This window comes from Sinimarinibacterium arenosum, from assembly GCF_005047655.1.
In the GTDB taxonomy this organism is placed as follows: domain Bacteria; phylum Pseudomonadota; class Gammaproteobacteria; order Nevskiales; family Nevskiaceae; genus Solimonas.
This window is the reverse complement of sequence record NZ_SUKF01000001.1, coordinates 510,047-521,454: the sequence shown is the minus strand read 5'-3', so window position 1 is coordinate 521,454 and position 11,408 is coordinate 510,047. Positions and strand designations below refer to the sequence as shown.

The following is an 11,408-nucleotide window of genomic DNA, read 5'->3' as shown; positions in this document are numbered from 1 at the left end:
TCAAGAATCGCTCTTGAGAGGAGAAGCACGATGAACGCCAAACACAACGACCCTTTCTTTCAGGTTCCACAGCAGAGCCAGGCCACCAGCGCGGGACCGGCCAAGCTGCCGATCCTGTATTTCGACGCCACCGAAGCGCAGGCGTACTTCCTGTGTGATCGCGATAAAGTCGAGCAGACACTCAAAGGCACCGGCCTCTCGCCGGGACTGGTGATCGGCAGCAAAGCCGTCGTCGGCCTGGTGTTCTTCGAGTACCGGGACACCAGCATCGGACCGTATAACGAAGTCGGATTGGCCGTTCCGGTATTGCAGCAGCCGCATCACGCCACGGTCTGGACCTGGCGCGAACCGCTGACGAGCGTTGCCGATCCACACCGCAACCTGGCCTTCCATGTCCTGCATCTGCCGGTGACGACGCAGGCCGCCAACGCGGCCGGACGCGAACTGTGGGGCCTGCCGAAATTCGTCACCGAGATTCCATTCAACTGCAGCCGCAGCCACTTCAACAGCTCGGTGCTCGACCCAGGCGACGGCTCGGAAATTGTCACGCTATTCGGCAAGCCAGGCCTCGGCATGCCTGTGCCGACACTTGATCTGCTGCTGTTTTCGAGCGTCGGGGATAAGCACTTGCGGACCAGCGTGAACGCCCGCGGCCACACCCGCGGCCTGCTGCCGGGTTCGGTGCGCCTGCATATCGGGGCTTCGAAACACCCGATGGCGACCACCTTGCGCACGCTCGGGCTGCAGGATGCCAGCCCGGCAATGCTGGCGTTCACCCCGGACTTTCAGTCACGCCTCAATGCGGGGATCGCCGAGAAAGGCCGCAGCAGCACGGTTCCCGCAAACAAACCGGCGCGCGCATAGCGCGCCGACTCAGGGGATGAAGTGATGCAGCCGCGCTGAGATCAGCGCGGCTTCTTCGCAGCCGCTTTACGCGGTGCCGCGCTACGCGCAGCGGTCTTCTTCGCCGGCGCCTTTCTGACAGCAGCCTTTTTGACGGCCGCCTTCTTGGCGGCAGGCCGTGAAGCGGTGGTGCTGCGGCCGGCCGTTTTCTTGGCGGGCGCACGCTTGGCCGCAGGTTTGGCCGCAGGTTTGGCCGCCGGCGACTTCCTGGCCGCAGTCTTCTTTGCCGCAGGCTTTTTCGCCGACGCCGCCTTGCGCGGTGCAGGCTTGGACAGCCCCCCGCCCATCGCGGACGATTTCTTGCTGGAAGCCGGCTTGCGCACCGGCGCTTCCGACTCGATCGGCTCACGCGGCGACCACAGCTTTTCGAGCTGGTAGAACGCGCGCGCCTGCAGCTGCATCACATGCACGACGACGCCGCCGAGGTCCACCAGGACCCACTCGCCGGCATCCGTGCCTTCCATGCCCATCGGCCGGAAGCCCGCCTTCTTGGCATCTTCGACCACATTCTGGGCCAGGGCTTTGACATGGCGGTTGGAGGTGCCGGTGCAGACGATCATCGTGTCGGTGACGGTGGTCAGCTCCTGCACATCGAGCACCTTGATGTCCTGACCCTTGAGGTCTTCCAGCGCAGTCAGTGCAATCTGTGCCAACTTGGTCAGCTTAGTGTGTCGTGGCATCGTCATCCTGGGTCAGTGCCGCGACGTCTGCCGCGGTCATGGTGTTGAGTATCGCATCGGGCACCAGCCCGCGCACTGAGTGTCCGCTTTTGAGCAGACGCCGGATACGCGTGGACGAGATGTCCAGCAGCGGCAGTTCAAACTGGTACCAGTGCCCCGCAATCGCGGCGTGCAGCTCGGAAACATCGTAGGCGCGACGGCGCGCCAACAGCTTGCGCGTCTCGCGCGACGGCTCCAGGGTCGAACCCGGGCGCGAAAACACCACCAGGTGTCCCAGTTCCAGCAGCTGCTCCCAGCGGCTCCAGGTGTGCAGATGCGCAAAAGCGTCCGCACCCATCAGCAGCAGCAGCGCAACCTGCGGGTATTCCTCGCGCAGCTCGATCAGCGTATCCACCGTAAACGAAGGACCGTCGCGCATGATCTCGCGCTCGTCGGCAATCAGGCCACGCTCGCGGCGCACCGCCTGTTTGATCCATTCGAGCCGCCGCAACGGCGTTACGTGCGAGTCTGGCCGATGCACCGGCTGCGCGGTCGGAATCAGGTGGACTTCATTCAACTGCAGGCGCTCACGCGCCTCGATCGCCAGGCGCAGATGGCCGTTGTGAAACGGTGCGAACGCACCGCCGAAGATGCCTATCGCTTTCATGGGGTATTCATGGCGTGTTCAAGGCGCATTCAAGGCGTCGGCTCGTAATGCGGCCGGTCGTGGCAGACCGCTTCGATGTTGTGGCCGTCCGGGTCGAGCACGAACGCGCCGTAGTAGTTGCGGTGATAGTGCGGACGCAGCCCCGGCGCGCCATTGTCACGCCCTCCCGCCGCGATCGCGGCCTGATGGAAGGCGTCGACCTGCGCGTGATCGGCGGCGCGGAATGCGACATGCACCGGCGGAATGTTGGGTGTGCCGGCATGGATCCAGAACTCGGGCTTCGGCGGAACACCAAAGCCGGCCATGTCCTGCGTGCCGCTGACTGCGGCCGTCAGTTCCATCAGCAGGTCCATGCCCAGCGGCGCCAGCGCAGCGCGGTAGAACGCTTTGCTGCGTTCAAAGTCGCTGACGACGACGCCGGTATGGTCGATCATCCGCGCAAAAGATCAGCGCACATTGCCGTCACCCAGCACGACCCATTTGACCGTGGTCAGACCTTCAAGACCGACTGGCCCACGCGCGTGGAACTTGTCGGTGCTGATGCCGATTTCGGCGCCCAGGCCGTACTCATAGCCGTCGGCGAAACGCGTCGAGGCATTGACCATCACCGAACTCGAATCAACTTCGCGCAGAAAGCGGCGCAGGGTGCTGTAGTTTTCGGTAACGATCGCATCGGTGTGATGCGAGCCGTAGGTTTCGATGTGATCGATCGCCTGATCCAGCCCGTCGACCACACGGATCGCCAGAATCGGCGCCAGGTATTCGGTATGCCAGTCTTCTTCGGTCGCCTGGCGGGCATCCGGCAAAATCCTGCGGGTGCGCTCACAGCCCCGCAACTCAACGCCGGCTTCGACGTAGATCTGCCCCAGCTGCGGCAGCACCCGGTCGGCAATGGCCTGATCGACCAGCAGCGTTTCCATCGTGTTGCAGGTGCCGTAGCGCTGGGTCTTGGCGTTGACCGCAATCGCCACCGCCTTGTCGATGTCCGCGGCGGCATCAATGTAGACATGACAGATGCCATCCAGATGCTTGATCACCGGCACGCGCGCGGCTTCGGACACGGCCGCGACCAGCCCCTTGCCGCCGCGCGGGATCACGACGTCGACGAATTCGGGCATCGCGACCAGCTCGCCCACAGCGCGGCGGTCGGTGATGTCGAGCACCTGCACCGCATCGCGCGGCAGGCCGGCGTCGGTCAGCGCGCGCTCGATGCAGCGTGCAATCGCCAGATTCGAACGCAGCGCCTCTGAACCTCCGCGCAGGATCGCGGCATTGCCGGACTTCAGGCACAGCGCCGCCGCATCGGCAGTGACGTTGGGCCGGGATTCGTAAATGATGCCGACCACACCCATCGACACGCGCATGCGGCCGACCTGGATGCCGGAGGGGCGCTGCTTCAGCTCGAACACCTCGCCGACCGGGTCGGGCAAGCCGGCGATCTGACGCACGCCGTCGGCCATCGCGACGATACGATCCGGCGTCAGTTCCAACCGGTCCAGCAGCGCCTCGTCCAGCTTGCCGGACCTGCCGTCGCGCATGTCCGCGGCGTTGGCTTCAAGGATCGCGTCGGAGGCATCGATCAGGATCTGCGCCAGCGCAAACAGCGCGGCATTCTTCTGCCCGGTTTCGGCTCGTGCCATCGCGCGCGCTGCGGCGCGGGCGCGACGACCCCGATCCTGCATGTAGGCAGCAATCGATCCATCAGAGCCGGTGGCCTTCGCCTTGCTCGCCTTGTTGCTGGAACTGGAACTCATCTAACTCTTTTAGCCCTTGCGCAAAGCCGCCCCGCTGGCGGCAAGAATCAATGTTAGCAATTCTTCCCAGGCAGCCGCCTCCCGGCCGGTCTTGACCATCTGGTCGATCTGCGCCGCACGCTGCAGCCAGCCCAGCGCGGCACCAGGCCGGGTGCGTGGAATCGCCTTCAGGTACTTGGCCTGCTGGAAACGACGGATGCCGGCCGCATCGCAGGCCGCGGCTGCATCCCGCGTCTGCACATAGCTCATCGACGCCTTGACCAGCAGACGCAGGCTCCACATCAGCGCCCCCAGAATTTCGAGCACGCCGACGCCCTCCTCGCGCAGCCGGCCGAGACTGCGGACCGCACCGGCCGCGTCGCCGTCGAGCACGCGGTCGTTCAGATCGAACGCTTCATACCGCGCGCTGTCCGCAACCGCATGCGCCAACGCCTCGACCGAAACGGTCTGCCCCGGAAACAGCAAGGCCAGCTTGGCGATGTCCTGCGCCGCCGCGAGCAGATTGCCCTCGGTCCGTTCCGCCAGCAGCTTGACCGCGTCGGCATCGGCGCTGACGCCCGCGGCGCCGAGGCGCTTCTGCAGCCACGGCAGGAACTCGGCGGATTTGACCGGCCAGGCGTAAACGCATTCACCGGCGGACTCGAGCGCCTTGAACCAGGCGGCGTCGCGCTGACGCGAATCCAGCGCCCCGCAGACCACCAGCAGCAACACGTCCTGCGGCGCATGTGCGGCCAGCTGCTGCAGGGTCTTGCGGCCGGCGTCGTCGGGACCGGCGGCCATCCGCACCTCGACGATACGGCGACTGGCGAACAGCGACATGCTCGCGCAGCTGTCGATCACGCGCTGCCACTCGAAGCCGCGCTCGACATCGAGAATTTCACGCTCGTCGTAGCCGGCCTTGCGCGCAGCCGCGCGGATCGCATCGAGGGTTTCCTGGATCAGCAGCGGTTCTTCGCCCGCGACCAGGTAGATCGGAGCAATACCCTTGGCCAGGCGGCTGGAAATTTGATCGGGCTTGATCGGCACGGGGGCGGAAAGAGACGGTTGGCGGCGGGCAGGCGTCAAGGCACCGCGGTCGCGGCATTGTAGCGGCTAGAATGTATGCCCATGAACCGCCAGCTCACCCCCGCCGACCGTCTGCTGTCCACGCTCAATCGCGGCCTGTCGCTGCTGGCCGAGCGCGGTAGCGGCACCGGTCGCAGCAATCCCGGCAAAACCCAGGCGGAAGCCGGCGACGCCGACGACGCCAGCCGCCGCCACATCGCCGGGCTGATGCGAATCAATCACGCCGGCGAAGTGGCGGCGCAGGCGCTGTATCACGGCCAGGCGCTGGTCGCGCGCAACCCGCAGACACGCCAACAGCTGCTGGCTGCGGCGCGCGAGGAACACGATCACCTGCGCTGGTGCGAGGAACGTCTGCACGAGCTCAACGACGCGCCAAGCCGGCTGCAACCGCTGTGGTATGCCGGCTCGTTTGCGATCGGCGCCGCGGCAGGCCTGGCCGGCGATCGCTGGAGCCTCGGCTTCATCGACGAGACCGAGCGTCAGGTGTCCGAACATCTGGGGGAACATCTGCAGCAGCTGCCGGAACAGGATCAACGCAGCCGCGCGATTCTGGAGCAGATGCGCCGCGACGAAGAACGCCATGGCCGCGAAGCGCGCGAAGCCGGCGGCCAGCCACTGCCGGCACCGGTCAAGGGCCTGATGCGGCAGGTGGCGCGGGTGATGAAGTTCGGCGCCTACCGCATCTGAGCGCGGGCGGCCGACGGGACTCGTCCTCAATCAACCCTCGGGCGCGTGTTACGAAGCCACGCTGCCCCAGTCCACTGCCGAGTAGCGAGGCATCCGCACGGTCATGACGGCTTCAGCGGGCGAAGCTGACAGGGCCTCAGGAATGCCCGGTACAGGCGTGGCGTTCCGCCTGCACCGTGACGTGCCCCACCTGATAGCGCTGCTTGACCCAGACGTTGATCTCGCGGATCACCGCGTCCTCGTCCGCACCCGGTGCCAGCACCGCATGCAGTGTCATGACCTTGCGATCCGGCGTCAGCATCCAGTGATGTACGTGGTGCACGTCGGACACGCCGGCAACGTCAGCCGAAAGCCCGCTGGCCAACGCCGCGGCGTCGAATCCTTCCGGACTGCCTTCCAGCAACACATGGGCTGACTCGCGGACGAGACGCCACGCGGTGCGCAGAATCAGTAATGCGACGACCACCGACAGCAACGGGTCGACCGGCGTCCAGTTGGTCAGCAGGATCACTCCGGCGGCGACAATGGCGGCCGCCGAGCCCAGCAGATCGCCGAGCACATGCAGGAACGCCGCACGCACATTCAGGTCGTGATGGTGTCCGCCTTGCAACACGAAAAACGCGGCGATATTGACCGCCAGGCCGGCGCAGGCGACGCCAAGCATCAGCCCCCCCTGAATCTGCGGCGGTGCCAGCAGGCGCTGCGCCGCCTCGATCGTGATCCAGGCCGCAATCAGCAGCAGCGCCAGGCCGTTGACGAAAGCCGCCAGCACCTGGGCGCGGTGGTAGCCGTACGAGCGGCGCGCATCGGCCGGGCGCGCCGCCTGTACCTGGGCCCAGACCGCCAGCGCCAGCGCCCCCGCGTCCGTCAGCATGTGTCCTGCATCAGCCAGCAGCGCCAGCGACCCGGACCACAGTCCGCCAACGACCTCGACCACCATGAACCCGGCCGTCAGGGCCAGCGCAACCTTCAGGCGCGCAGCACTGCCATGCGCATCGTGCGCATGGTGATGGGAATGATCGTGATCGTGGTGGTGCGTGGACATGCGTCGGTCTGGCGGCGGCCGGAGCCGCAGAAACGGCAGGATACCGCGGCTCCAGCCCGCAATTCACATGCCGGGGCGGCGCAGCGAAACTATCCCTGCATGTTCTTGCCGTAATAGATCTCGAGAATCTCGCGGTTGACGCGCTCCCGAATCTTCTTGGCCTCTCGCGGCGGCAGCTCGGACGCACCTTCACCGAACAGGTAGGTATCCAGGTCCAGTTCCTTCAGGCGCATCTTGGTGTGGAACATGAACTCCTGATAGACGTTGACGTCGATCATCTGATACCGATCCTTGAAGTCCGCCGAAACGAAATCCTGGATCGACTCGACCGAATGATCGATGAAGTGCTTCATGCCGCGTACATTGCGGGTGAAGCCACGCACGCGATAGTCCATCACCACAATGTCCGACTCGAATGACTTGATCAGATAGTTCAAGGCGTTCAGCGGCGAAATCTTGCCGCAGGTGGAGACATCGATGTCCGCACGGAACGTCGAAATTCCCGCATCGGGGTGCGTTTCCGGATAGGTGTGGACCGTGATGTGCGACTTGTCGAGGTGCGCAACCACCGATTCCTTCTTCTTCGTCGGCTTCGGCGTCGGCAGGCCATCGAGATGACCTTCCGAGATCAGCATCGTCACCGAGGCGCCCTGCGGATCGTAATCCTGGCGCGCAACGTTGAGGATGTTGGCGCCGATGATACGGGCCACTTCCGTCAGGATCGCGGTCAGGCGCTCGGCGTTGTAAGCCTCGTCGATGTACTCGATGTACTCCTGCTGGTGCTCCCGCGAGCGCGCATAGCAGATGTCATAGATATTGAACGACAGCGACTTCGTCAGATTGTTGAAGCCCAGCAGCTTCAACTTCGGATTATTTGTGGGCTTGGGCTTGGCCTTGGCCAATGCAGTGCTCCGGTAGAAACTCATCGACGCGCCGAAGGCGCGCATTCCCTGTCAGCAAGCCGCGCATTATGCGATAAATCGATTACGATCAGGTGAATTCCCCGCCATGCCGGCTCCCGTCGCAGCTCAGGCTGCCGCGCGGATCTCGTAGCTGTGCCGGATGTTCACGCCGCCGCGCCCCAGCATGATCGACGCCGAGCAGTATTTCTCGGCCGATAGCTCCACCGCACGGCGTACGTGATTTTCCGCCAGATCGCGTCCGATCACGACGAAATGCATGCGGATTTCGGTGAACACCTTGGGCTCGGTCTCGGCCCGGTCGGCCTCGAGTTCGACCCAGCAGTCGACAACCTGCTGGCGCGACTTCTTCAGAATCAGTGTGACATCGACCGACGAACAGGCCCCGACACCCATCAGCAGCAGTTCCATCGGACGCGGGCCGAGATTGCGACCGCCGATTTCGGGGGGGCCGTCGACGACCAGCGCATGGCCACTGCCGCTCTCGGCGACGAAGCTGGCATTTTCTGACCACTTCACACGCGCTTTCACTGGGTATCTCCGGGCTTGCCGACAGGATGGATGTGCTATTTTCGGCCAAATCGTCAACCAATCCAATTCGGCGACTATGGCCATGCAGATGACTCAGGCCGTGCACGATTACATCGCACTGGCCCACAAACGCAGCTATCCGCCCAAGCACACCATTATTCATGAAGGCGACGACCCGCAGTCGCTGTACATGATTCTGGAGGGGTCGGTCAGCATCCTGCTCGAAGACGACGACGGCCGGGAGATCGTGCTGGCATATCTGGGGCCCGGCGAATTCTTCGGCGAAATGTGCCTGTTCCCGGCGCCGAAGACGCGAACCGCCATCGTGCGCACACGCAAACCCACGCTGGTTGCCGAAGTCGGCTACGAAGCCTTTCACGGCTTCGCGCGTTCCAACCCGGACATCATGTTCGAGCTGGCCGGCCAGCTGGCCACCCGCTTGCGCGATACCACGCGCCGCCTCGGTGACCTCGCGTTTCTGGATGTTGCCGGCCGCATGGCGCACATCCTGCTTGAATTGATCAGCAAGCCTGACGCCGTGGTCCATCCACGCGGGACGATGATCAAGACCAGTCGGCAAGAACTGGCACGTCTGGTCGGTTGCTCGCGTGAAATGGCCGGCCGCGTGCTGAAGAAGCTCGAAGAGGACGGCATGCTGTATTCGCAGGGCCGCAGCATTCTGGTCTTCGGCGCCGCCGGCAAGAGCCGCTAGCGCGCATCCCAAGCTTCCGCCCGCCGCCGCCGTCGACAATCTACTGCAGCAGGGTCCGCAGCGCTGCGCCCGGACTGTCCTGCCGCATCAAGGATTCGCCGATCAGGAAACGGTGCACCCCGGCGCTGCGCATTCGCGCGATGTCGTCTGCCGTGCCGATGCCGCTTTCCGTCACGACCTCAAGACCTTCTGGAATCCGCGCCAGCAGATCCAGCGTGGTTTCCAGCCGCGTCTCGAACGTGCGCAGGTTGCGGTTGTTGATGCCCAGCAGCCAGCCATCACCGAGATCGGCGGACAACACCTGGTCCAGCTCCTCAGCGTCGTGAACTTCGACCAGGACATCCAGCTGCCACGCGCGCGCGCAGGCATAGAGCGTCTTCAGCTGCTCGGTGCTCAGCGCCGCGGCAATCAACAGCACACAGTCGGCGCCGATCGCACGCGCCTCGACCACCTGCGCTTCGTCGATCAGGAAGTCCTTGCGGATCGCCGGCAGACCGCAGGCCAGACGCGCCTGCACCAGGAAAGCGTTGTGCCCCTGGAAAAAAGATTCATCGGTCAGCACCGACAGGCAGGCGGCACCTGCGGCCGCGTATTCACGCGCGATCCACGCCGGATCGAAGTCCGCACGGATCAGCCCCTTGCTCGGCGAGGCGCGCTTGATCTCGGCGATGACACCGGCGCGACCGGACGCGACCTTGTCATTGATCGACGCGACGAAGCCCCGCACCGGATCAGCCGCGCGCGCCAGTTCCTCCAGCGTGCTGCGGCAATAACGCCGGTTCAGCAGTGCGATCTCCTCGCGCTTGCGCAGCAGAATCTTCTCAAGCACATCGGCAGCCATCACGCCACTCCCTGCATGCTGCGGGTGGCGGCGACGTACTCATCGAGTTTGCGCCGCGCAGCACCGCTGGCCAGAGCGGCACGGGCCTGCTCGATACCTTCACCGATCATGGGCGCGAGGCCGGCGACGTACAGGGCAGCGCCGGCATTGAGCGCCACGATGTCCCGCGCCACGCCATTGACGTTGTCCAGCGCCTCGAGCACGCGCTGACGCGACTCCGTCGCATCGGCAACGCGCAGGTTCTGGCTACCCGCCATCGACAGACCGAAATCCTCCGGATGGATCTCGTATTCGAGGATCCGGCCGTCGCGCAGTTCACCAACCATGGTCGCGCCACCCAGCGTGATCTCGTCCATGCCGTCCTTGCCCCAGACCACCATCGCACGCTGACTGCCGAGACGCTCCAGCACGCGGATCTGGATGCCGACCAGGTCCAGATGGAACACCCCCATCAGAATGTTCGGCGCATCGGCCGGATTGGTCAGCGGACCAAGAATGTTGAAGATCGTGCGCACACCCATCTCGCGACGCACCGGCGCGACTGCCTTCATTGCCGGATGGTGGTTCGGCGCAAACATGAACCCGATGCCGCAGGCCTCAATGCACGCGGCCACCTGTTCGGGCTGCAGATCGATCTGCGCGCCAAAGGCCTCCAGCACATCGGCACTGCCGGACTTGCTCGAAACGCTGCGGTTGCCGTGCTTGGCCACGCGCGCGCCAGCGGCGGCGGCAACGAACATCGATGCGGTCGAGATGTTGAAGCTGTGCGTGCCGTCGCCGCCAGTGCCGACGATGTCAACCAGATGCTCGCGCGTGGCATCGGCCAGCGTGACCTTGCGTGCAAACTCGCGCATCACCCGCGCTGCGCCGGTGATCTCGCCGATGGTTTCCTTCTTGACGCGCAGACCTGTCAGGATGGCCGCCATCATCACCGGCGACACTTCGCCGCGCATGATCTGCCGCATCAGCTCGATCATCTCGTCATGAAAAATCTCGCGATGATCAATCGTGCGCTGCAGCGCTTCCTGTGGCGTGATCGGCATCAGTAGCTCTCCAGAAAATTCTTCAGCAGCGCGTGGCCATGCTCGGTCAGGATCGACTCCGGATGAAACTGCACGCCCTCGATCGGCAGCGTCTTGTGACGCATGCCCATGATCTCGTCGACACCACCGGCGGCATCGGCAGTCCATGCCGTGATTTCAAAGCAGTCCGGCAAGTCTTCCTTGGCCACGATCAGCGAGTGATAGCGCGTCGCGGTATACGGCGACGGCAGCCCGCGGAACACGCCACCACCACGATGGTGTACCTGACTGACCTTGCCGTGCATGACTTCACGCGCGCGCTTGACGGTGCCTCCGAACGCCTGCCCGATCGACTGATGGCCGAGACAGACGCCAAAAATCGGAAACTGTCCCTGCAGGCGATCGATCAGTTCCAGGCAGATGCCGGCCTCGTTGGGTGTGCACGGCCCCGGCGACAGCACAATATGGCGCGGCTTCAATGCCGCAACTTCATCGACGCTGATCTGGTCATTGCGGAACACGCGCACGTCCGCGCCCAGCTCGCCGAAATACTGCACCAGGTTGTAGGTGAAGCTGTCGTAATTGTCGATCATCAACAGCAT

At 64.4% G+C, this 11,408-nt stretch carries 14 protein-coding genes; 3 read left to right on the top strand and 11 right to left on the bottom strand.

All coding sequences use genetic code 11. From position 1 onward, the window contains the following. The first annotated feature begins 30 nt into the window (after positions 1-30). Positions 31-864 carry an acetoacetate decarboxylase family protein gene (locus E4T66_RS02440; RefSeq protein WP_136847304.1) on the top strand — a complete coding sequence of 278 codons (834 nt, stop codon included), beginning with the start codon at positions 31-33 and terminating at the stop codon, positions 862-864. A gap of 41 nt (positions 865-905) precedes the next feature. Here E4T66_RS02440 and rsfS read toward each other — a convergent pair whose 3' ends face one another. Genes rsfS through holA form a run of 5 tightly spaced genes read right to left on the bottom strand, consistent with a single transcriptional unit; the run spans position 906 to position 5,009 of the window. Beyond that, the gene (gene rsfS / locus E4T66_RS21830; RefSeq protein WP_169577441.1) at positions 906-1,583 is read right to left on the bottom strand and encodes a ribosome silencing factor; all 678 of its coding nucleotides are present in this window, start codon (positions 1,581-1,583) and stop codon (positions 906-908) included. Then, entirely contained in the window at positions 1,567-2,229 is a 663-nt protein-coding gene (gene nadD, locus E4T66_RS02430) for a nicotinate-nucleotide adenylyltransferase (protein ID WP_136847302.1), read from the bottom strand. Before nadD ends, rsfS begins: the two co-directional genes overlap by 17 nt. A gap of 29 nt (positions 2,230-2,258) precedes the next feature. Next, positions 2,259-2,663, bottom strand: a complete 405-nt coding sequence (locus tag E4T66_RS02425; RefSeq protein WP_136847301.1) for a VOC family protein — start codon at positions 2,661-2,663, stop codon at positions 2,259-2,261. Between the two features lie 12 nt (positions 2,664-2,675). Further along, positions 2,676-3,983, bottom strand: a complete 1,308-nt coding sequence (locus E4T66_RS02420) for a glutamate-5-semialdehyde dehydrogenase (protein ID WP_136847300.1) — start codon at positions 3,981-3,983, stop codon at positions 2,676-2,678. Positions 3,984-3,992: 9 nt separating this feature from the next. After that, positions 3,993-5,009, bottom strand: a complete 1,017-nt coding sequence (gene holA / locus E4T66_RS02415; RefSeq protein ID WP_136847299.1) for a DNA polymerase III subunit delta — start codon at positions 5,007-5,009, stop codon at positions 3,993-3,995. A gap of 75 nt (positions 5,010-5,084) precedes the next feature. On the opposite strand from holA, the gene coq7 reads away from it, so the two are divergent. Continuing rightward, positions 5,085-5,735: a 2-polyprenyl-3-methyl-6-methoxy-1,4-benzoquinone monooxygenase gene (coq7, locus tag E4T66_RS02410; protein WP_136847298.1), complete on the top strand. Its 651-nt coding sequence runs from the start codon at positions 5,085-5,087 to the stop codon at positions 5,733-5,735. Between the two features lie 136 nt (positions 5,736-5,871). Here coq7 and E4T66_RS02405 read toward each other — a convergent pair whose 3' ends face one another. The 3 genes from E4T66_RS02405 to E4T66_RS02395 form a co-directional block, all read right to left on the bottom strand. Further along, entirely contained in the window at positions 5,872-6,780 is a 909-nt protein-coding gene (locus E4T66_RS02405) for a cation diffusion facilitator family transporter (protein ID WP_136847297.1), read from the bottom strand. A gap of 89 nt (positions 6,781-6,869) precedes the next feature. Then, entirely contained in the window at positions 6,870-7,706 is an 837-nt protein-coding gene (gene speD, locus E4T66_RS02400) for an adenosylmethionine decarboxylase (RefSeq protein WP_136847296.1), read from the bottom strand. Positions 7,707-7,808: 102 nt separating this feature from the next. After that, positions 7,809-8,231: an OsmC family protein gene (locus E4T66_RS02395; protein WP_136847295.1), complete on the bottom strand. Its 423-nt coding sequence runs from the start codon at positions 8,229-8,231 to the stop codon at positions 7,809-7,811. A gap of 82 nt (positions 8,232-8,313) precedes the next feature. On the opposite strand from E4T66_RS02395, the gene crp reads away from it, so the two are divergent. Then, entirely contained in the window at positions 8,314-8,943 is a 630-nt protein-coding gene (crp, locus tag E4T66_RS02390; RefSeq protein WP_211242725.1) for a cAMP-activated global transcriptional regulator CRP, read from the top strand. A gap of 40 nt (positions 8,944-8,983) precedes the next feature. On the opposite strand, the gene trpC is transcribed toward crp, so the two are convergent. From trpC to E4T66_RS02375, 3 genes are read right to left on the bottom strand one after another with little or no spacing between them, the layout of a single operon-like run. Continuing rightward, positions 8,984-9,784 (bottom strand): indole-3-glycerol phosphate synthase TrpC, encoded by an 801-nt coding sequence (gene trpC, locus E4T66_RS02385; protein ID WP_136847293.1) that lies wholly within the window; start codon positions 9,782-9,784, stop codon positions 8,984-8,986. After that, positions 9,784-10,827, bottom strand: coding sequence for an anthranilate phosphoribosyltransferase (gene trpD / locus E4T66_RS02380; protein WP_136847292.1), 1,044 nt, complete (start codon positions 10,825-10,827; stop codon positions 9,784-9,786). Before trpD ends, trpC begins: the two co-directional genes overlap by 1 nt. Beyond that, on the bottom strand, positions 10,827-11,408 hold the full coding sequence (locus E4T66_RS02375; RefSeq protein ID WP_136847291.1) for an anthranilate synthase component II: 582 nt from the start codon (positions 11,406-11,408) through the stop codon (positions 10,827-10,829). Before E4T66_RS02375 ends, trpD begins: the two co-directional genes overlap by 1 nt.